9 protein-coding genes are annotated in these 21926 nt (G+C 74.7%); 5 read left to right on the top strand and 4 right to left on the bottom strand.

The window, feature by feature from the left end; translation table 11 throughout:
* Positions 1 to 60 precede the first annotated feature (60 nt).
* Both ACIQVI_RS15800 and ACIQVI_RS15795 read right to left on the bottom strand, forming a co-directional pair.
* Complete coding sequence (locus ACIQVI_RS15800; RefSeq protein WP_403595738.1) at positions 61 to 6627, bottom strand: RHS repeat-associated core domain-containing protein; 6567 nt, start codon at positions 6625 to 6627, stop codon at positions 61 to 63.
* 110 nt (positions 6628 to 6737) lie between these two features.
* The gene (locus tag ACIQVI_RS15795) at positions 6738 to 10463 is read right to left on the bottom strand and encodes a LamG domain-containing protein (protein WP_403595735.1); all 3726 of its coding nucleotides are present in this window, start codon (positions 10461 to 10463) and stop codon (positions 6738 to 6740) included.
* A 335-nt stretch (positions 10464 to 10798) separates the two neighbouring features.
* On the opposite strand from ACIQVI_RS15795, the gene ACIQVI_RS15790 reads away from it, so the two are divergent.
* Entirely contained in the window at positions 10799 to 13990 is a 3192-nt protein-coding gene (locus tag ACIQVI_RS15790) for a tetratricopeptide repeat protein (RefSeq protein WP_403595732.1), read from the top strand.
* 344 nt (positions 13991 to 14334) lie between these two features.
* Here ACIQVI_RS15790 and ACIQVI_RS15785 read toward each other — a convergent pair whose 3' ends face one another.
* Both ACIQVI_RS15785 and mca read right to left on the bottom strand, forming a co-directional pair.
* Complete coding sequence (locus tag ACIQVI_RS15785; RefSeq protein WP_121833824.1) at positions 14335 to 14571, bottom strand: hypothetical protein; 237 nt, start codon at positions 14569 to 14571, stop codon at positions 14335 to 14337.
* Positions 14564 to 15445, bottom strand: a complete 882-nt coding sequence (gene mca / locus ACIQVI_RS15780) for a mycothiol conjugate amidase Mca (protein WP_351970423.1) — start codon at positions 15443 to 15445, stop codon at positions 14564 to 14566. Before mca ends, ACIQVI_RS15785 begins: the two co-directional genes overlap by 8 nt.
* A 99-nt stretch (positions 15446 to 15544) precedes the next feature.
* Here mca and ACIQVI_RS15775 point away from each other — a divergent pair, with 99 nt between their 5' ends.
* The 4 genes from ACIQVI_RS15775 (at position 15545) to ACIQVI_RS15760 (ending at position 21903) form a co-directional block, all read left to right on the top strand.
* Complete coding sequence (locus ACIQVI_RS15775; RefSeq protein ID WP_351970422.1) at positions 15545 to 15946, top strand: DUF4307 domain-containing protein; 402 nt, start codon at positions 15545 to 15547, stop codon at positions 15944 to 15946.
* Positions 15947 to 16135: 189 nt separating this feature from the next.
* The gene (gene greA, locus ACIQVI_RS15770; RefSeq protein ID WP_351970421.1) at positions 16136 to 16633 is read left to right on the top strand and encodes a transcription elongation factor GreA; all 498 of its coding nucleotides are present in this window, start codon (positions 16136 to 16138) and stop codon (positions 16631 to 16633) included.
* Positions 16634 to 16895: 262 nt separating this feature from the next.
* Positions 16896 to 19604 carry a PQQ-binding-like beta-propeller repeat protein gene (locus ACIQVI_RS15765; protein WP_403595728.1) on the top strand — a complete coding sequence of 903 codons (2709 nt, stop codon included), beginning with the start codon at positions 16896 to 16898 and terminating at the stop codon, positions 19602 to 19604.
* Between the two features lie 4 nt (positions 19605 to 19608).
* Positions 19609 to 21903, top strand: a complete 2295-nt coding sequence (locus ACIQVI_RS15760) for a protein kinase (protein WP_403595725.1) — start codon at positions 19609 to 19611, stop codon at positions 21901 to 21903.
* Positions 21904 to 21926 lie beyond the last annotated feature (23 nt).

The raw sequence follows: 21926 nt of genomic DNA, 5'->3' as shown, positions 1-21926 counted from the left end.
TTCCTCGTCGTGCTGGGGCTAGCCGCCGCCCGACCCTATCGGGCCGGGCGGCGGACCGGGTCAGGCGAAGGCTCCCCCGGTCAGGCCGTTGATGAAGAAGCCGACCGTGAACAGCACGCCCGCGAACACGGCCGCGCCGGCCCCCGCCTTCTGGGTGCCCGGGGAGATCTCGAACCCGCCGTTGCCCGAGTTGCTGCCGGCGGGCGACCCGGTCAGGCCGGGCGCGGGTTCGGGCATCGGGGCGTCGACGGTGCCGGGTGCGGGCTCCTGTACCGGCTTCTGCGCGGTCGCTCCGGGCCTGGGCAGCGGGCTGGGCTTGGGCGTGGGCTTGCGCCGGTCGGACCGCCCGTAGAAGCGCATACCCGGGTAGTCCGCCTTGGACCAGACGTTCATCAGGCCCTCGCGGGAAGCCGCCTTGCCGGGCAGCAGGTCCCTGCCCCGCTCGACCTCCCGGCCGTCGCCCACGTCCTCGAAGTGGTCCTTCATCCCCTCGACGTACCGGGTCAGGTCCTTGGGCCCGTCCTTCTTGCCGTATTCGTTGCCCGGCTTGACCTCCCAGATGTAGACCTTGTCCTTGGTCCACAGGATGACGTCCGCGGCGCCGTCGTTGCCGGTGGCGTTGCCGCTGGCGTTCGGGACGGAGTTGGCGGTGGTGCCGCCGTCGCCGACGTCGACGGTCACGTAGCCCTCGACCTTGTACTCCATGGCCCACACCTGTGCCGCGTAGCCGGACTGGCAGACGGCGGCGTCGTGGCCGCTCATCCCGAAGGTGAGGGCGCAGGCGCTGCCGACGTTGCTCTCGCCGCCGTTGCGGACGACGGTGGCGCCCCCGCCGCCGTTGCCGCCGCTCCCGTTCCCGTTGCCTCCCCCGCCGTTGCCGTTGCCGCTGCCGCTGCCCTTGCCCTTGTCGCCGGATCCGGAGTCCTTGACGGTGGAGACGGGGATGCCGGCCCGGCACTTGATCTGTCCGGTCAGGCATTCGGGTACGGCGTTGCCGGTCGGGTCGGAGAAGGTGACCGGGTTGTTGGCGGCGTAGGTGTAACCGTTGAGGGTCTGCTGCTTGTCCGTTTCGAGGAGCGGGTCGACGCTGATGAACCGGCCGGTCAGCGGATCGTACTCACGGGCCCCGACGTGGGTCAGACCCGTGGAGGCGTCGGCGGTCTTGCCGAGGAAGCCCTTGTCGTCGGGCCAGTTTCCGGTGCCGCCCGTGCGGGGGGCGCCGAACGGGGTGGTGTAGCGCTTGGCGACGGCCTGGGTGGTGGCGTCCACGGCGACCGTGGAGGTGCCGTGGCGGTCGGCGGCCAGCCAGCACAGCGTGTCCGTGCCGGACTTGTTGCTGCGCAGGGCGATCGCGTTGCCGTCGAACCCGTAGTAGCGCTGGGCCCAGAACTTTCCGGTGGTGCCGTCCAGGTGGACCTCGGTGGTGCCGAGGTAGAGGACGGTCTCCCCGGAGGCGTTGCGGCGGACGAGCAGGTTGCCGTCGGCGTCGTAGAGGTAGCCGGTGGCGGACGCGCCCTCCTTCACCTCGGCCAGCTTGCCCTCGGGCGACCAGGAGAGGGTCTGGGCGGCGGCGCCGTCGGGCCGGGTCCTGGTGTTGCCCGCCTCGTCGTAGGTGTAGGCAGCGGCGACGCCGGTGCAGGAGGCCGCGGTGGTGGTCGCGGTCAGGGCGTGCGGCTTGGCGGAGCCGTAGCAGTAGGTGCGGGTGGTGGAGGCGGTGGCGGACCGGTTGGTCTCCGTGGCCCGCAGTCCGGCGTCGGTGTAGGTGTAGGAGGTCCAGTAGGGGCTGGGTCCGCCCAGGCCGGAGGCGGTGCGGGGGGCGGCGCAGTCGCCGCCCGCAGGGGTCCAGGCCTCCGTCAGGCGGCGGTGGCCGTCGTAGGCGAAGCACTGGTTGTCGGCGGCGGAGGTTCCGCCCAGGGTGGTCGGGTCCTTGATGGAGGTGACGTTCCCGGAGTCGTCGTAGGTGTAGTTGAGCTCCTGGAGTTCGTAGGGGTGCGTCTGGTCGGTGAGCACCGACTGGGCGAGCCGTCCGGTGCCCTCCTCCCAGGTCTGGGTGAGGTAGGCCTTCTTGACTCCGGTCGCCTGCGAGACGCCCAGGGTGAGCTGGTTGTTCTCGCCGAGTGCGGAGTAGGAGGCGCCGAGGACGTAGCCGCTCTTGCCGGAGAGCGCGGTGGGCAGGCCGACGTCGTTGAACGAGGCCTCCACCTTCTCCGCCGCCAGCCCGCCGGCGGCCGGCTCGTCGATGTGCTGCTGGGTGCCGTCGAGGTTGTAGGCGGTGGAGAAGTCGAGGGTGGACTTCACCGCGCCGGAGGTGACCAGCGGGTCGCCCGCGGGCAGCACCAGCTGGTTGCCGGTCGCCCGGTACAGCGCGTCGTAGGCGGTGACCCTCTTGGTGTACGCGGTGCCCGTCACGCCGCCCTGGTAGCGCGTGGTGGAGTCCAGCTGCCCCTTGGCGAGGGTGTCGTAGGCCCAGGCGGTCAGCTTGTTGGCGTCCGTCTTGGAGCCCGACCACTCCCCCGTCTTGCGGCCCAGCACGTCGTACTCGTAGAGCAGGGCGGCGCCACGGGCGTCGCCGACCCGGGCGACCTGGTCGAGCACGGTCCAGGCGGTGGTCGTGGTGCCCTTGTCCGGGTCGGTCGCCGAGACCTGGCGGCCGTACAGGTCGTAGCCGTAGCTCCAGGTGGCCCGGTCCGGGCCGGTCACCGTGGACTGCTTGCCGTCGGGGGTGTAGGTGAACCCGGTGCTGGTGTAGGAGGCGCCGGCGACTCCGTCGTAGGCGGCGTCGGTGGTGGCGGTCCCGGCGTACTCGCGGCGCTCCACGGTGCGGCCGAGGGCGTCGATGACGTCCCGGACGCCGGAGCCGCCGGGCAGGGCGGTGGTGGCGGTGGAGTCGCCGGTGTAGCCGGTGCGGGTGGTCCAGCGCTTGACGCCGTACACGTACAGGGTGGTGGTGACGGGACGGCCCGCCGCGTCGAAGGAGGTCTCCGTCTGCTTGGGCGCCTCGCCGTACTCGGCGCGCGTGTACGTGCCGTTCGGGGTGTGGTCCGCGTCGAAGACGTCCGCGTACGTCTCGTGGACCAGGCCGCGGCTGTCGTAGCGGGTGTCGGTCAGCAGCCGTCCGCCGAGCGCGGTCGGCGACTGGGTCTGCAGGGTGCGCAGCAGCGAGTCGTAGACGGTGTAGGAGGTGCTGTAGGTGTCGCCGTCGGCCTTGAGCGACCCGGCCGAGGTCCAGGACGGCCGGTCGTTGCCGACGGAGTAGCCGTACACGTAGTTGGCGCTCTGCCCGCCCGACCGGCTGCGGTTGGGCAGCCAGACGGCGGTGGTGCGGCCCAGGGCGTCGTACGTGGTCTCGGTGAGGCGGGTGTTGACGTCGTAGACCTTGGTGACCTGGCCGTTTCCGGGGTCGTGGTAGGTGTACGACTTCTGCGTCCTGGGATTGGTGAGGACCATGCGGGTCATCGGGCCCGCGGCGACGGGCGTGTAGGCGATGGTGGTGGACCGGCCGGCGCCGTCCGTGGAGGTGGTCACCCGGCCCAGGGCGTCGAAGGCGCTGCTGCCGGTGGTCTGCCAGGCCGTGGGGTGGCGCTCGCCGCCGGTCGCGGCCGCCGGGTAGGCCGAGGCCCGTCCGCCCCAGGTCTTCAAGCCCCTGGTCGGGGTCTGGTGGGCGCTCCACGCGGTCGCTGCGGGGTCGTCGTAGGACGTGGCCGTGTCCGACAGGACGTCGCCGCGGACGGCGGAGGACGCCGGGAGGTTCAGCGCGCTCTCCGCGGCGGAGCAGGGGCGGCCGACCGTGCGGGTGCGGGAGACCAGCGAGTTGATGCCCGCCGCGTCGTTGCGGGCGTACCAGGTGCGGGTGCAGGTCTCGTCGCCGGTCTTGGCCGTGTCTCCGGTGGTGTCGACGGTGGCGGCCATGCCGTAGTCGTCGTAGGTGGTGGCGGTGGTCGTGGTGCGCCAGCCGCCGGTGGCCGTCAGATGGGTGTGGGTGGAGGTCTTCGCGGTGCGGACGAAGTACGCCTCGGTGTCGGCGTACGACTTGTGCTGGGTGGCGGTCCGCTTCGACCAGGGGTCGAGGACGGTGACGCCGACCGGGGTGGAGCCGTTGTAGGAGATCTGCTGGCGCACCATGCCCGCGTACTGGTCGCTGTCGGTCTGGGCGGGCACCGTCAGGCCGGTGAAGCCGATGCCCCGGACGGTGGCCGAGCGGCGGGCGGTGGGGTCGAGTTCGCCGTCGGGCCCCAGGACCCGGTCCCCGTCCATGCCCTGCCGGTAGACGGTGACCGTTTTGACGGCGGAGGTTCCGGCGCCCTTGGTGGTGGTGACCCGCCCGTAGCCGCGCCAGACGGACCAGGTCCGTTCGTCGGGGGCGACCAGCGGGCTGTCGTTGTAGTGCCAGGCCGGGTCGGCGTAGGCGTAGGAGGTCTGGGTGGCGTCGTTGTCGCCGGTCGGGTCGGAGACGGTGACCGCGAGGACGCGGTACTTGTGGAACCAGTCGATCGTGGACTCGGCGGCGCCGTTGATCCCCCAGAACTGGGGGTAGCACGGGCGGGCGTTGTCGTCCTCGGCCGCCGGCATGGTCGTGCCGCGCACGCACTCCGGCTGCGAGAGGGAGACCCGGGTGATCGACCCGGTCTCGGAGGTGACGCTCTCCACGCGGGGGCGGCTCAGCGGCAGGATGTCGTCGGTGGCGTCGACCCGGTTCTCGCGCATCTGGTACGTGAACGCGATCGGGTCGAGGGTGATCGCGGTGCCGTTCTTCCCGGTGCGCCGGACGCTCTTCAGGGTCAGGGTCTGGTCGGAGCTGTCTCCGATGTCACCGCCGTCCAGGTACTCCTGGGCGAACGCCCACGAGTCGACGGGGGCGAAGGCCGACGTGGTGGCGGACCAGGCCCACGTGTCGATCCGGGTGAGTCGCTTGCGGGTGAAGAACGCCGGGCTGTGGGCGTCGCAGTCGGCGGCCTTCCGGCAGATCGCGTCGAAGGGCACGTCCGGCCAGTCGGAGGCGGTGGACTCCTTCAGCTCCGAGCAGTCGGCGGCGGTGCAGCGCTCGGCGTAGCCGAAGGTGACCTTGTCGGCGGTGACGCCGGTGAACAGGGAGTCCTTGCGCTGGCCGTAGAGGATCCTGTCGAGGTGTCCGCCGCGGACGTACTCGGTGGTGGCCTTCTCCGCCCCGTTCGCGCCGTAGGCGTTGGTCTCCTTGGTGTACCAGTAGCTGGCCGCGTTGCCGGAGGGGTCCTCGACGTAGTCCAGGTTCCACCGCCAGGCCTGCACGGTGGAGCGGTCGGCGAAGGAGGAGCCCTGGGCGTGGCCGGGTTCGCCGCTGTCGTCGCCGTAGACCGGGACGGTCCACACCGAGCCGGTGCGCTCGGTCCCGGCACCGGGGAGCTTGTCCAGGCCGAACCAGTACCGGGTGCCGTCGCCGGTGGTCACCGTCCAGTGCTCGCCGTCGCCGTCGCCGTTGGCCCCGCCGGTGAGGTGGGTGACGGTGGAGGCGTCGTCGTCGGCCAGCCGCCAGGTGCCCGTGGTGTCGTCCTTGACGAGTTCGCTCGCCTTGCCGTTGAGGACGAGCGAGGCGTTGTCGTACTTCCAGCACAGGTCGTGCTTGTCGTTCTGGCCGTCCTTGTCGCAGCTTCCGTAGGAGCGTTCGACGTAGGACGAGGTCGACAGGTCGAAGCCCTCGCCGATCTGCGTGGTCTGGTTGTTGGTGGAGGCGGTGCGTCCGTCGATCGCTCCGGAGTCGTAGGCGAGCTGCAGGACGGGGGCCGGACCGGCGCCCGCCGGGGGCACGCTCATCGGGTACGACCAGGTGAACGATCCGGCGCTGCCGCCCGCCTGCCAGGTGGAGGAGGACGACAGCGGGGTGGCGGCGTACGTCCCCGCGCCGGTCGCCGAGGAGGGCGAGGTGGCGGCGAGCGCGAGGACGGTGGCGCCCGCCGCGGCCGCGCCGAGCGGGACGTCGGCGGAGACGGTCCGCGCGGCGGGGTCGTTGGTGGTGGCGAGCGGGGTGCCGGTGCGGCACTCCGCCCTGCCGGGGGTGGTCAGGGCGCAGGCCGGCAGGCGGGTCAGACCGAGCCGGCCCGACCAGCCGCCGCCGTACGCGGAGGCGAAGGCACCGTAGTCGACGGTGAGGCGTGCCCGGCCGGGCCGCTCGGCGGAGGCGGTGAGCAGGAGGCCGTGCACCCCGGCCGCCTCGGCGGACGACCGGTCCAGGACCCGGACGTCGGAGGCGCCCGCGGCGGCCTTCGGGTCGCCGGACGCGACGACGGTGACGGGCAGCCCGCCGGGCGCCGCGGTCACGGACCGGGAGCGCCCTCCGGGCAGGGTGAGGGAGGCGCGGCCCGCAGCGGGCCAGGCGACGTGCCGTTCGGCGGTCGCCCGGCGCACCCGGTTCTCGTTGTCCGCCCGTACGGCGGCCACTGCGGCCCTGGTCTGCTCGGCGCCCAGGCCGGTGACGGCCCTCACGTCGCTGTCCCGCTGCTCGGGCACCTGGGGGCGGCCGAGGCCGCCGCCGGGCGCCGCGGAGGCGGGCCCGGCGCCGGGCAGCGCGCCCGAGGCCAGCGCGAGCACCAGGGCGGCGACCGCCCCGGCCCGTCCGCCGCGCTTCCAGCGCGGTGTTGCTGTACCGGTTTTCACGACACACCCCTGTCGAGGCACGGCCGCGTACGGCCGGAGGAGGATGGAAAGGAGCCGGAGGAGGCGGCCGGTGCCCGTCCGGTCGGCCGGAGGACACCGCCCGCCGGGGTTCAGCCGTTGACGAGGGAGTCCACCTGGGTGCCGCTCGCCGCCGCGCCCGCCCAGATCCGGACGTCGGAGACGCGCGCGGGCAGGTGACGGCCCCAGGAGCCGCCCACGTAGGCCTTGCCGACGGCGAAGTCGCCGGATCCCACCGTCGCGGTGTACGGGGTGTCCGTGTCGTTCTGGGTGGAGTCCAGGTAGAGGGCGATGGTTCCCGCCTGCGCGTCGTACACGCCGGTGAGCCGCACCCGGCTGCCCACCACCGCCGCGCTGTCGGAGTCGACGGCCGTGAAGGTGCCGGAGGCGTCCAGGCGGCCGAACCGCCAGAATCCGACGGGCACTTCGTAGGGGTTGTCCTCGTCGTCGAACCGGGTCTCGGTACCGGTCGTCTCGTACCACAGGCCCCAGGCGGAGCCGTCGGCGGAGCGCTGGCCGAGGACCTGGCCGATGAATCCGGTCCCCTTGGCGTGGAGCCGCGCCCGGTCCAGCTCGACCTCGGTGGTGACGGTGAACGACCCCGTCCCGTCGACGACCGGCCCGGCGGTGACGGCGGCGTCGTCGGTGCCGTCCAGGACGATCGCCTCGCCGTCCAGCGAGGCGCCGCCGGACAGGGCGAGCACGCGGTTGTAGCCGGTCAGGGTGTCGGTGAGGGAGGTGCCGGAGGCGCCGTCCGGGTTCCAGGCGGCGACCAGTTCGGTGGCCGTGGCGGTGCTGTCGGCATCGAGCAGCCGGGCCTCCTTGGCGACCTCGGCCGGTGTCAGGGCCTCCTGGAACACGGCGACCTCGTCGATCCGGCCCTTCCAGTACTGGGTGAAGTCGCCGTACACGTAGCTGGCGCGGCCGATCTGGAAGGCGCCGTCGGGAGTCTGCTTCTCGCCGCCGGCGGGCACCGCGACCCCGGCGCCCTGCGGGCGGCCGTTGACGTAGAGCCGGATGGTCCGCGCCTCGGCGTCGTAGACGGCGGCGAGGTGGGTCCACACCTTGAGCGGGGGGCCTTCGGCCGCCGCGTTCATGGTGACCATCTGCCGGGTGCCCGAGCCGTCGAGCCAGTTGTAGCGGAAGACCCAGCGCTTGACGCCCGCGGAGTAGTAGAGGACGAAGCCCGAGTGGTCGGTGCCGGTCTGGGAGAGCACCGCCCGGTAGGCGGAGGTGTCGGTGAGGTAGGCCCAGGCCGACACGGTGTAGGAGGACTGGGTGTTGACCACGGACGCCGAGGTGGCGGCGTAACCGGTCTGCTGGGTGCTGTCGGAGGTGTCGTTGAGCCACAGCGAGCGGTCGCCCGCGCCGCGCCGGGCCAGCGCGGACCAGCCGGAACCGGAGGGGTACAGGGTCGCCGGGTGCCGGGTGCCGGGTGCGGTGGCAGTGTCGGAGGCGGTCTTCGAGGCCGGGTTCGCGGCGCCGTCCAGGAAGGTCCAGCGGCCGGTGGCGCCCTGTCCCTCCCGTACGTTGAACCGCACGCCGGCGACGGCTCCCCAGCGTCCGCTGCCCACGTTGTCCAGCGCGCGCACCTGCAGGACCTGGGTGCCGGCCAGGTCGGGGGCGATGGCCCGGGTGACCGTGGTGCCGCTGACCGGTGCCGACCAGGCGGAGGCGGAGGCGAGCTTGTACCGGTAGGCGACGACCGTGCTCGCGTCGCCGGACGCCGGGGAGAAGGTGAACGAGCCCTTGACCCCGGGGCCGCCGCCCGCCGCGCAGTCGTTGGCGGTGCACGGCGAGTACGGGCCGTTGAAGGTGATCACCGGGGCCTTGGGGGCGGTGGTGTCGACCTTGAAGTAGCACCAGCCCTTGGTGGTGAGGGTGCTGTGCGACTCCAGGTGGCTTCCGCCGCCGTTGTAGTAGGAGCGGGTGAAGACCGCCATCCGGTAGGTTCCGCCGTTGGCCAGGGTGACCGGTGAGCTCTCCGACACCTTCTGCCCGTCGTTGACGTAGGCGGGGCTGAACGGCCGCACCGGTTCGGTCGCCACTTCCCAGCTGCTGCCGTTGAGCCGCTGCACGTAGAAGCGGAGGCGCAGGTCGGCGCCGCTCTCACCGCCGGGGGCGGTCTGCGCGACGGCGGTGAGGGTGGGGGTGGGGTCGGACAGGACGTCGGGGGCGCTCGCGTCGGTCTCGCACGAGGAGACCTCGCCGGAGAGCACTCCGGGGCTGGTCGGCGGGGCCGGGACGCCGACGAAGTCGACGTCGAGGACGGCGTCGTCGTCGAACCGCTTCCAGCCGTTCGGGTCGGACTCGTCGGCGGCCTTCAGCATGAGGGTCAGCCGGGAGAAGTCGCCGTTCGCGAAGGACCGTACGGTCGGGGTGAGGTTCTCGTAGCTCTGCGCCGGGTCGTCGTTGAACTCGATGGGCGCGTCGGGCTGGCTCGGGGAGCAGGCCGTGCCCCGGCCGGCCGACACCGTGCGGTCGCCCATGACGTCCCAGTTGGTGGTGGGGCCGGGCCACTTGGTGCCGGAGGAGATGTTGGGGGTGCGGACCAGCTGTACGGGGGTCTTCGTGCAGGACATCGACCAGCGCTCGGTGACCCGGAAGGTGGCGTCCAGGACGCGCTTGCCGCGCAGGGCCGTGGGCGCGAACTCGAAGTACATGCGCTGCTTGTAGCCGGATCCGCAGACGTAGGCGTAGCCGCCGGTCACGTAGGTCCCGCAGTAGCCGACTCCCTTGCCGTCGTCGCCGCCGGAGAAGTTGTAGAAGGTGTCTCCGTCGGAGGAGAGCAGGGTGCGCTCGGACTCGCCCCAGGAGACGTCGGGGTCGATGTACAAGGGGTAGACGGTGCCGGTGCCGGCGAGCTGTCCGGCGTCCGGGACGACGGTGATCGAGTCCGCGCCGACGGTGACGGGGAGCACCGCCGTCACGTCGCCGTCGCCCGGCCCGGCGGCCGGGTCGGCGTCCGGCTCGCCGTCCGCGTCGACCGGGGCGGCGGTGCTCTTCCCGGGGAGCGCGAGCGGCCGGCCCGCCGTGGCGGAGGCCCGGCCGGCGGGGGCGTCGGCGGCGTCGCCCGCCGAGTCCCACTGCCGGGCGGCCGGGGTGCGGAAGACCGGGTTGCCGTCGGTGTCCACGGCCTCCAGGCCGCCGCCCGCGCCTCCGCGGAGGGTGAGGCCGTCGGCGTCGACGGGGAACTCCAGTTCCCTCAGCGCCGGGTTGGCGGCCGCCTCGGCCGACTTCACCACCAGGACCTGGCGGTAGCCCTGTGTGGTGGCGGTGAGCCGCAGGTCGACGCCCGGCAGCACCTCCGGGTACAGGGCGGTGGGGCCGTCCAGGGTCGGCGCGGGCAGCTCGCCGGGCCAGCCGATCGTCAGCGAGCGGTCTCCGTCGGTCACGCTCACCAGGTCCGCGCCGTCGCCGCCGCCGGAGAAGGACACGTCGACGACGGCCGCCCGGGGACCCGCCGTGCCGTCGGGCCGGCGCTCCAGCGAGGCGTCCGGTTCGGTCCAGGAGCCGTCCCCGGCCCGCGCCCGCACCGGCACGGTGGACATCGACAGGGAATAGGTGTCGCCGTCCGGATTGGCGTAGGTCGTTTCGTACGGCGTGCGCTCTCCGACGATTTCGACGCGCTCGCCGGTTTCCGCGGCCTTTTCCGAGGCCTTTTCGGCCTCGGTCGGCGGCTCTCCGGATTCCGCGGCCCGGGCGGCGGAGGGCTGCGCGTGCGCCGCCGGGACCGGGACCGGGACGCCGGCCAGGACGGTGGTCCCGCACACGGCCACGACCACGGCGAACGCGGCCGTTCCCCGTGCTCTGCCCACTCTGCGACGGGCCCCGCGCTCGGCACGGCGCGCCGACATCGACAGCACAACTTCCCCCCGGGATGTACACGATCATCACAGCGGCTGCCGACTATGCCCTTCTTGAACGCGCATGGTCAATGATTTCTTTTCCTCGCGGAGGCAGGAAAGGAGGTGCGGAGCGAATAACGCAATGAAGGGTGAATTCAAGGTGAAGGCGAGTGAAATGCGAGACCGCTTTTCTCGCCCCGCCGCAGGTGCCGTCTCCTCACCTCCGCCCCCGCTCCCTCGCGCTCGGGCGCGTCACGCAGGAGACTGGGGCCCGTCCGGCGGGTGTGTGCGGAGGGGGAACGCGGATGAGGGAGAGTCACCGGGCCGAGGCCGAGGGGCTGTTGGAGCGGGTCGTGGCGGAGGAGGTGCGGGGCGGGGGCCGGGGGGACGCCGGGGTGCTGCTCGCGCGGGGGCGGGCCGAGTTGGACGTGATGGCGGCGGGGGCCGGTGCGGAGTACGCGGAGTTCCTGCGGGCCGTGGAGGCCGGGGAAGCCGGGGAGGCGGGAGGCGGGCGGGGCGTCCGGGGCGGGGCGCCCGGGCTGGTCGTCGGGGTCGCGGCCGTCGCCGCCGTCGGTGCGGACCTGGTGCTCGGTACGTCGGCGGGGACGGCGCTCGGCGCGGGTGCCGTGGTGGCGGTGGCCGGGGCGGCCGCGACCGTGCTGAAGGCCACGTCCGGGGGCCGGGCGGCGGGCGGCGGGAGCGTCGAGGAGGCGCGGGCGCGGTGGCTGGCGGCCCTGGAGAGCCGTGGGGTGCGGCCCTTCCTGGAGCGCCAGCGGGAGCGGGCCGCCCCCGTCGCCCCGCCCCTGCGCGGTGTCGACCGGAGCGCGGCGGCCCGGAGCCGTACCGTCCTGGAGCGGTCCTTCGGGCAACTGCCGGACTCCGGTGGGGTGTTCGCGGGGCGGCGGGAGGAGCTGGAGCGGATCGCCGGGTGGGTACGGGAGGACAGGGCCTCGGTGGAGACCCGGCCCACGGTGGTGCTGCTGCACGGCGAGCCGGGCTCGGGGCGCACCGCGCTCGCGGTCAGGGCCGCGCACGCGCTGCGCGACCGGTTCCGCGGGGCCTGCGTGGTGGACCTGCGGGGAAACGTCACGGCCCTGCCGGGTACGGCGGGCGAGGGGCCGGTCGCGACCCGGGAGGCGCTGCTGCACCTGCTGAACCGGCTCGGCGCCCCGCGCGAGCGGCTGCTCTTCCGGGAGGGCGCTTCGGTGGAGCAACAGGTGCGGGGGCTCACCGAGTTGTACCACCGGCAGCTGGCCGGGACGCCGGTGACCGTGGTCCTGGACGACGCCGTGGACGCGGCCCAGGTGCGGGCCCTGCTGCCCGGCCGCTCCGGGAGCCTGGTCCTGGTGACCTGCCGGGAGCCGCTGGACCTCGGCCCGGACGTACCGGCCGCCGTGCACGCCCTCGAGGTGGCGGCGCTCGACGCGGCCGGGGCGGAGGAGCTGCTGCGGGCGGCGGGCGGGGCGGGCGACCCCGGGCCGTACGACGCGGAGGCGGCCGGGCGGATCCGGGAGCTGTGCGGCGGGCTCCCGCTGGCGCTGCGGGTCGCGGGTTCGCTGCTCGGGCGGCGGCCCATGGACGAGGTGGCGGAGCTGCTCGGCCGGCCCGGGCGGGGCGCCGGTCCCGTCGAACGCGCCCTGGACGCCCGCTACTTCCTCGACCTCGACGACGACTCCCGGCGGCTCCTGCGGCGGCTCGCGCTCGCCGGGCGGGCCTCGCTGGGCGCGGCGGCGGCCGGGGCGCTGCTCGGCGCGGACGGCGCCGAGGGGGCGCGGCTGCTGCGCGGCCTCGCCGGCGCGGGGCTCCTGGACCACGTGCGCGGGGAGCGGTACCGGCTGCACGACGCGGTGCGCGGCTTCGCGGCGGCCCGGCTCCTCGACGAGGAGGACACGGCGGAGATCGCCGCCGCGCAGGAGCGGCTCGTCCGCAACTACGCGGAGCTGGCGGACGCGGTGATCCGGATGGTCGACGGCAAGATGTCGACCCGCGCCGACCGGTTCGGCGGGCACGGCTTCGGCTCCCTGGAGGCCGCCCTGAGCTGGCTCGACGAGGAGACCAGCTTCATCACGGCGGCGCTGCGGCACCACCGGGGCGCCGACCAGCAGACCGTCCTGGACCTGCTCGGCGCGCTCTGCGACTACTGCCTGCTGCGCGGCGACCTCTACCGGCTCGGGGAGATCGACGAGCTGGCCGCGTCCCTCGGGCAGGGGCCGCTGTCCCGCTCGGTGCGGTGGCGGACCGGCATCGCGGCCCGGCAGATCGGCGACCTCGACCGGGCCCGCACGACCCTGGCCTCGGTCGTCTCCTCGTACCGGGAGGAACGTCAGGACCCGGGGGCGGCGCTCGCGCTCTGCTCGCTCGGGATCACCCTGCACCACCAGGGGAAGCTGGCGGAGGCGGCGGACCGGCTGCGGGAGGCGCTCGCGCTCCAGGAGCCGGAGGCGCTGGCCGCCGACCGGGCCTGGACGCTGCACGCGCTCGCGGCCGTGGAGCGGGACCGGGGGCTGCTCGCGGAGGCGGCGGAGCTGCTCGACCGGTCCCTCGCGCTGCACCGGGCGCACGAGTCCCCGCACGGCGAGGCGTGGGCGCACTTCCAGCGCGGGCAGGTGCTGCTGCTGCGCGGCGACGTGCCGGGCGCCGAGACCGAGCTGCGGGCCGCCCTCGACGGGTACGGGCGGATCCACGACGGGCGCGGCGAGGCCTGGGCGCTGACCCAGCTGGCCCGGGCCCGGCTCGCCGCCGGGGACGCCGAGCCGGCCGTGGAGGGGCTGCGCGGGGCGCTCGCCCGCCACCGGGAGCAGGAGGACGCGCGGGGCGAGGCGTGGACGCTGTACCACCTGGGGCACGCCCTGGAGGAGCGCGGCGACCGCGACGAGGCGGTGCGGGAGCTGGGGCGGGCGCGGACGATGTTCTCCCGGATGCGGGACGTGTACGGGCTGGCCGGCGCCCGGCACCACTCGGGCCGGGTCACCCGCGACCAGGCGGCCGCCCGTACGGGGGGCCTGCGGAACTCGGGCTTCGCCCGTCAGCTGCTCGTGGACGCGCGGGCGGACTACCACCGGATCGGGGTGGCCCACGGGGAGGCCTGGACCTGCCTGGAGCTGGCGGTCGTCGACGCGGGCAACGCGCGCGTGCCGCAGGCGCTGGGCCTGTGCGACGAGGCGCGGGCGCTGTTCGCCTCGTACGGCGACCTACGCGGCGCGGACTGGGCCCGTTTCCTGCGCTGCACCCTGCTCCCGCATGCCGTGCCGGGCTCCCCCGAGCCGGGGACGGCGACGGCCCGCGAGGAGCTGGCGGCCCTGGTCGCGGACCGGCACCCGGCGCGCGACCCGCGCCTGGACGACTGCGCCGAGGCGTACGGGGCGGTCCTGGCGCGCGGCGTGGCCACGGGCACGCCGTGGCAGGCCTGGGACCTGGGCCTGGTCCCGAACCGCCGGTCCCGGGAGGTACTGGGGGTGCCGACGGCACCGGGAGTGCCGGGGACACCGGGGGCGTAGGGCCTCCGGGCGTCGGGGCCTCCCCCGCCGGAGCCGCGCTCCGCCGGAGCCGCGCTCCGCCGGGGCCGCGCCCCGACCCGTACCGCCTGCGGCCCACCGCCCACCGCTCGCCCGCGTGAAAGCACCGGGCGAGCGGGCCACCCGTACGCGCGGCCCTCCGTACGCGCGGGCGTGCGAAGGCGCAGGTGTCCGCCCCCACAGGCATCCGCCCCACAGGTATCCGCCCCGCACGCGTCCGGACGCGCGGACGCCCTCCGGGGCGTACCGCGGGGGTACGGCCCGGAGGGCGGGGCGGCCGTGAGCCGGTGCTTCCCGGGGCGGGGCGCCCGCCGGCCGGGAAGCCGCTACTTCTTCGGGGTCTCCGCCGGCGTCGCCGCCGCGGCCGCCGGGTCCGGGGCCTCCTCGAAGGAGACCCGGCCCATGTGGCGGTTCATCGACTTCATCAGCATCCAGACCGCCAGGGCCAGGACGGCGAAGACGACGAAGCCGAGGACGCCGGGGGTCACCTTGTTCTTGTCCAGCTCTTCGGCGGCGAAGGGGACAAGCTGGGTCAGTGCCAGGTGTGCGCTCATGTCAGGCATTGTCGCGGATGCCCGCGAAGAGATCTTCCTCGGGGAGGGAAGTCGGCACCAGCGCCTTGCTGAGCTCGTACTCCTCCGTCGGCCAGACCTTCTTCTGGATCTCCATGGGGACGCGGAACCAGCCGCCGTCCGGGTCGATCTGGGTGGCGTGGGCGATCAGCGCCCGGTCCCGGGTCTCGAAGAAGTCGGCGCAGGGCACGAAGGTGGTCAGGGTCCGCTCCTTGCGCTCGAACTCCTTCCAGCGCTCCAGCCACTCCCCGTAGGGGGACTCCAGGCCCTGGTCGAGGAGCGCCTGGTGCAGGGCCTCGGTGCGGGGGCGGTTGAAGCCCTGGTTGTAGTAGAGCTTCAGGGGCTGCCAGACCGGGCCGAACTCGTCCTCGGGGAACGCCTCGGGGTCGCCCGCCCCGTCGAAGGCCACCATCGTGATCTTGTGGGTCATGATGTGGTCGGGGTGCGGGTAGCCGCCGTTCTCGTCGTAGGTCGTGATGACCTGCGGACGGAAGGAGCGGATGCTGCGGACCAGCCGGCCGGCCGCCTCGTCGACGTCCTGGAGGGCGAAGCAGCCCTCGGGGAGCGGGGGCAGCGGGTCGCCCTCGGGCAGGCCCGAGTCGACGAAGCCCAGCCACTCCTGGGAGACGCCCAGGATCTCGCGGGCCGCGTCCATCTCCTTGCGGCGCACCTCGTGGATGTTCTCCTCGATGGAAGGGTCGCCCTGGAGCTTGGGGTTGAGGACCGAGCCGCGTTCACCGCCCGTGCACGTCACCACCAGGACGTCCACCCCCTCGGACACGTACTTGGCCATCGTGGCCGCGCCCTTGCTCGACTCGTCGTCGGGGTGGGCGTGCACGGCCATCAGTCGCAGCTGGTCAGTCAAGACTCGATCCTCAGTGATTGGTCGCGGAGGGAGGTCTCTATAGTGACGGAATCGGGGGGCCGAAAATTCCGCCACCCCCCGGCTTCGAGAGGATCGATCATGAGCGCGGTGCGAGAGCAGCTTCCCGAGGGGCGCTACGGGCGCTCCGCGGACGAGCGGGCCGACCGCAGGCTCAAGGTCGTCGGGTCGGTCCTCGGGGTCCTCTTCCTCGGCCTGCTCGGCTGGTTCGGCTGGTACTACGTGGTCGACAGCAGGATCAGCGCCGAGATGATCAAGTTCGACGTGGTGAGCGCCACCGAGGTCCAGGTGCACCTGGAGGTCCGCAAGGACGAGGGCGTCGAGGGCGTCTGCACCCTGCGCTCGCGCTCCGAGGACGGGGCCGAGGTGGCCCGCAAGGACGTGCGGATCGACGACCCGGCCGCCCGGGTCGACCAGGTCTTCTCGCTGCGCACCACCGCGCGCGCGACGAGCGCCGAACTGATCGGGTGTACGACCCGGTAGCGGTGGGTAGGGAGCCGGTGACGAGTCCCGGCGGGTCACCACCGTGACCTGGGGTGACGCCATTCCGTGGTTTATGTCCTCCCGCTTTTCGCCACTCATTGTTAGGCTCGTGGTTTCGCCCACCCGGGACAGCACAGCATTCCCGTGTAGGGCGATGCTTTGTATTCCCAGTACCTACGAGGAGCACCTGTGACCCAGACCAGCGACAACGTCACCTGGCTCACCCAGGAGGCGTACAACAAGCTCAAGGACGAGCTTGAGTACCTGTCTGGTCCCGCGCGTACCGAGATCGCCGCCAAGATCGCCGCCGCGCGCGAAGAGGGCGATCTGCGCGAGAACGGCGGGTACCACGCGGCCAAGGAGGAGCAGGGCAAGCAGGAGCTCCGGGTCCGTCAGCTCACCCAGCTGCTCCAGCACGCGAAGGTGGGCGAGGCCCCGGCGGACGACGGCGTCGTCGAGCCCGGCATGGTCGTCACGATCGCCTTCGACGGCGACGAGGACGACACCCTGACCTTCCTCCTCGCCTCCCGCGAGTACGCGAGCGGTGACATCGAGACCTACTCGCCGCAGTCCCCGCTGGGCGTCGGCGTCAACGGCAAGAAGGCCGGCGACGATGCCGAGTACGAGCTGCCGAACGGCAAGAAGGCCGCCGTGAAGATCCTCAGCGCGAAGCCGTACGCCGGCTGAGACCCCGCTCTTCCACGGAGGGCCGGACCCCACGGGGTCCGGCCCTCCGTCGTGCGCGGACACGCGTGCCCGTACGCACACACGCGCCCGTACGCACATACGTGCGGGTGCGCGTGCGATGATGCGGCGCTGACGTGGCGTCACGCTCGCGTCACGGGGAGACGTCACGAGGGACGTCACGAAGGGGCGTCACAGGGGGACACCCCGAGAGGGCGTCGCAGAGGGGCGTCTCAGGGGGACGCGTCACAGGGGGGACGACGAGATGCTGGGACCACTGCGCGAGGACGCGCCACGCCGGATCGGCCCGTACGAGGTCCTCGCCCGGCTCGGCGCGGGCGGCATGGGGGAGGTGTTCCTCGCGAGGGGCGTCGGGACCGGCGGACTCCCCGGTGCCGGGACCGGCGGGCTTCCGGGCGTCGGGACCGGCGGGCTCCCCGGTGCCGGGACCGGCAATACCCCGGGTGCCGGAATCGACGGGCCCCCGGATGTCGGGACCAGTGGTCCCTCGGGCGCCGGGACCGGCGGCACCCCGGGCATCGGAATCAGCAGGCCCCCCGGCGCCGACAACGACCCCCCGCGCGCCCCCGTCCAGGACGTCTTCGTCGCCGTCAAGACCGTGCGGCGGGACGTCGCCGGGGAGCCCGCCTTCCGGGAGCGGTTCCGGCGGGAGATCGGGGTCGCCTCGCTCGTCGACAGCCCGTACGCCGCCGCGCCCGTCGGCGGGGACGCCGACGCGGAGACGCCCTGGCTGGCGACCGCGTACGTCCCCGGGCCCAGCCTCTCGCAGGCGGTGCGGCGCGGCGGGGCGCTGCCCGTCGGCGCCGTGCGCGCGCTCGGGGCCGGGGTCGCCCGCGCCCTGGCCGATCTGCACCGGGCCGGGGTCCTGCACCGGGACCTCAAGCCGGGGAACGTCATGCTCTCCGTCGACGGCCCCCGCCTCATCGACTTCGGCATCGCCCGCAGCAGCACCGCCACCACCATGACCGCCACCGGCGTGATGGTCGGCTCCCCCTCCTTCATGTCCCCCGAGCACGTGGCCGGGGCCCGGCGCGTCACGGCCGCCTCCGACGTCTTCTGCCTCGGCTCGCTGCTCTGCTACGCGGCGACCGGCGAGGAGCCCTTCGGCGACGGGCCCCTCGCCGCCGTCCTCTACCGGGTCTCGCGCGCCGAGGCCGACCTGTCCCGGGTCCCGGAGGAGCTGCGCGGCGCGGTCGCCGCCTGTCTGGCCGTGGACCCGGCGGACCGGCCGAACCCGGAGCGGCTCGTGGAGCTCCTCGAACCGGCGCCCGCGAAGGTCTTCCCGTGGCCGGAGGGCGTACGGGAGCACATCGGGGAGTACGGCAGGGAGCTGGCCCAGCTCGTCGCCTCGGGCGGGCCGCTCCTGGCGGCGCCGGCCGGGTTCGGGCCGGTCGTCGCCCCGGCCTCCCAGGGCCTCCACTCCGTACCGACGCTCGCCCCCGCGTCCCCGTCGACCGCCCCCGCCGGTCACCCGCGGCGGCGCCCGCGCCGGGGCCGGCTGCTCGCCGCCGCCCTGGCCCTGGCGGTCGCGGCCGGCGGCACCGGCGCGTACCTGCTGTGGCCGGAGGGCGACGGGGAGGGGAAGGCGCCCGCGCAGGCCGCCGGGCCCCGCGTGCCGGGCGTCGACGACCGGGGCCCCGCCGACGCGTCCGGGGTCGTCGCGCAGAACGCGGCCCAGCGCCCGGCCGGGTGGCGGCCCTGGCGGGCGAAGCTGGGCGCGCCCGCGTTCGGCTGCTCGGCCGGCGAGGCGGCGGTCGTCTGCCGGACGACGGACGGGCGGTACGAGGCGCTCGACCCGGCGGACGGGAAGCGGCTGTGGGCCGCCGACCTGGTCGAGGACCCGCGCGACGACCAGAGCTTCATCGGCCCCACCGGCGGCGTCTTCGTGGCGGGCGGCACCGGCGTGCCCGCCGTCCACGGCCCGTACGCCGTCCTGCTCTCCGGCGGACGCCTCCAGGTCAGGGACGCCAGGAGCGGCACGGTCCGCTGGGAGAAGGAGGGCCCGAACGGGGGCGGGCTCGCGACCCGGCCCGTCGTCGGCGACGGCACCGTCTTCGTCCCGACCGGCGACGACACCAGCGGCCGGATGACGGCCTACGCGCTGGCCGACGGGCGCGAGCGGTGGTCCAAGGCGCTCACCAACGCCGACCTCGCGCGGGCGGAGTACCGGGACTTCGAGCCGGTGGCGTACGCGAACGGGCTGGTGTACGCGCTGAGCGAGGCCGGTTTCGTGGCGTACGACGCGAGGACCGGCGACCAGCGCGGCCAGGTCCCGCCGGAGGCGAAGGGGTGCGGCGCCCTGCTCGTCCGGGGCCGGTACGCGTACTGCGCGCCGCTCGACGCGCTGAACGAGAACCCGCTCGTCCTGTACCGCCTGGACGCCGTGACGCTCTCCCCGGTGGGGCCGGGGCGGCTCGCGGTGCCCGCCGGGGTCGCCGCGTCGGGCGCCTGGCCCGCCGCCGTGTCCGACCGCGCCGCCGTCGTCCTCGACGCGGGCCCCATGCGCTGGGCGAGCAGCGGGAACAAGGGCGAGCCCGGCGGGGTGTACGTCCTCGACCCGGCCACCGGCAAGAGCCTCGGCCACTACCCGCTCCCCCCGCTCACCACGGCGGACGGCCGGCGCCAACTCGTCTCCAACCCGCTGATCACGGGGAGCGCGCTGGTGTACGCGGACTTCTCGGCCCTGCGGGTGGTGCCGCTCGGCGCGGACGGCCGGCCCGGCGCGGAGCGGGCCGTGCCGGTGCCGGGGGCGCCCGGGCCGCGCGCCGACGAGAAGTACGACCTCGCGGGCGGGACCTATCTGGACCGGGAGGTCCGCCCGCCCCAGGTGCTGCCGCTGGGCGGGGTGGCGCACGTCGTGTACGACACCGGGGTCGTCGTCTCCGTCGGGCTCCCCCGCGAGGCCCTCGGCGAGGCCCCCGCCCCCGCCCCCGCCGCCGGAGAGAAGGAGTAGTCCCTTGCTGGAAGCCCTGTCCCCGGAGCGGCCGCCCCGGCTCGTCGGACCGTACCGGCTGCTCGCCCGGCTCGGCGCGGGCGGCATGGGCGAGGTGCACCTCGCCTGCCGCGCGGACGCGCCGACGGCCGATCCGTACCGGATGGTCGCCGTGAAGACCGTGCGGGGGGACCTGGAGGTCGACGGGGACTTCCGGACCCGTTTCCGGCGGGAGATCGCGGCGGCGCGGACCGTGGACGGCCCGGGGGTGGCGCGGCTCGTGGACGCCGACGCGGACGCGCCCTCGCCGTGGCTGGCGACGGAGTACGTGCCGGGTCCCTCGCTCGCGGAGGCGGTCGTACGGACCGGGCCGCTGCCGGTCGCGGCCGTACGGGCCCTGGGGGCCGCGCTCGCCCGGGCCCTGGCGGCCGTGCACGGCGCGCGGGTGCTGCACCGGGACCTGAAGCCGGCGAACGTGCTGCTCGGCGCGGCCGGGCCGAAGCTGATCGACTTCGGGATCGCCCAGGCCTTCGAGGCGACGGCTCTGACGTCGACCGGTCTGGTGGTGGGCTCGCCGGGGTTCATGGCGCCGGAGCACCTGGTGGGGAGCCGGGCGGTGGTGCCCGCGTCGGACGTGTTCTGCCTGGGGGCGGTGCTCGCGTTCGCGGCGAGCGGCCGGGGCCCGTTCCACGACGACGAGATGGCCGCCGTGATCTACCGGATCAGCCGGGCGGAGGCCGAACTGGACGGCGTTCCCGGGGAGTTGACGCCCGTACTGGAGCGCTGTCTGCGGCTCGACCCGGCGGAGCGGCCCACGGCGGCCGAACTGGCGGCGCTCCTCGAAGGGGACGGTGGGGGCGCGCCCGGGGCCTTCCCGTGGCCCGGCGGGGTCCTCTCGCTGCTCGCGGAGTACGGGGAGGCGGCCCGCACGGCCGGGGAGGCGGCGGCCTCGGGCGCGGGCGTGGCGGACCTGCCGACGCTCGGCCCCGTGGTGCCGTACTCCCCCACGGCGGTGACGGACCGGCCGGTCGCCCCGGCGGCCGTCCCGGCGGGGCGGCGGCGCCGGTGGGGCGCCCTGGCGGCGGGCGCGGTGGCGGTGGCCGTCCTGGCGACGGCGGGCGTGGTGCTGTCGGACGGCGGGAGCGGCGAACCCGGCGGGAACGGAGGCGCCTCCACAGGCACCACCACGGCACCGGCACCGGCCGCCCTCGACCGGGTCGTCCTGCCGTACGGCGGGGCGGGCCGCGCCAACGACTTCGGCACGGTGGGCACGGACCGGGCGCACCGCCCGGCGGGCTGGTCGCCCTGGACGGCCGAGGTGGAGCGGGGCACCGGCGCCTGCGCGCTCGCCCCGAAGGCGCTGGTCTGCCCGGGCGAGGGCGGCGCGGTCACCGCCCTGGGCGCGGCGGACGGCGAGGAGCTGTGGAAGGTGCCGGCCCGGGGCGAGGGGCTGCGCAGCGCGCCGCAGTACCCGGCGGTCGTCGGCGACACCGCGTACGTCACGGGGCCGGACGGGGTCGTCGCGTACGGGATCGCGGACGGGAAGGAGCGGCGCCGCGTTCCCGGGCCCGGGCGCGACTGGGCCGTGAAGGGCACCGACCTGGGGGACGGGGTCCTCTACTCCACGTACGTCAACGTGCGCGACGAGCGGACCGGCCTGGTCACGGCCGTGCGCCTGCGCGACGGGAAGGAGCTGTGGCGCTCGCCGCTCGACGGCCTGCCGGAGGAGCCGGTCGCGGGGGCGGGCCGGGTGCTCGTCCCGGTGGGCACCGCGCCGGTGTCCCTCGACGCCCGCACCGGGAAGGAGACGGCGCGCGGGACGGAGTACTGCGGCGGGTTCACCGTCCACGAGAAGAGCGGCCGGGTGCTCTGCCGTATCCGCGAGGACGGCTCCGTCGCCGTGCTGGACTCCGCGCTGCTGCGGCCGCTGCGCACCCTGGGCACCGGGGTCACGGCCGGGCCCGCCGTGCGCGCGGACGGGCTCGTCGCCGTGATCGCCGAGGACGGCGGGGACGATCGGGTGACCGGGCGCGGCGCGCTCGTCGTGTACGACCTGGAGAGCGGCCGGGAGCGGTGGCGGGTGTCGGGCGTCCCGGCGGACCGCGTCTACTTCGCGGGCGACCGGGTCGTGGTCGCGGACGAGGCGGAGGTCCGCTCCTATCCGGCCGCCGGCCCCGCCGGAACGGGGAACGACGCGTCCTACCGGTTCGCCCTGCCCCGGGGCTTCACCGCGCAGGTCGCCGGAGAGCTGCTGACCGCCGGGGGCGCCGCCTTCGTGCCCCTCCCGGACGGCCTCGTCGTCTCGGGCTACCTGCCCTGACGGGGCCGGGGGCGGAGCCGTCT

The sequence above is a fragment of the Streptomyces sp. NPDC098101 genome (assembly GCF_044760185.1).
Lineage (GTDB): Bacteria > Actinomycetota > Actinomycetes > Streptomycetales > Streptomycetaceae > Streptomyces.
The sequence above is the reverse complement of the archived record's forward strand: the minus strand, read 5'-3'. Positions and strand labels throughout refer to the sequence as shown.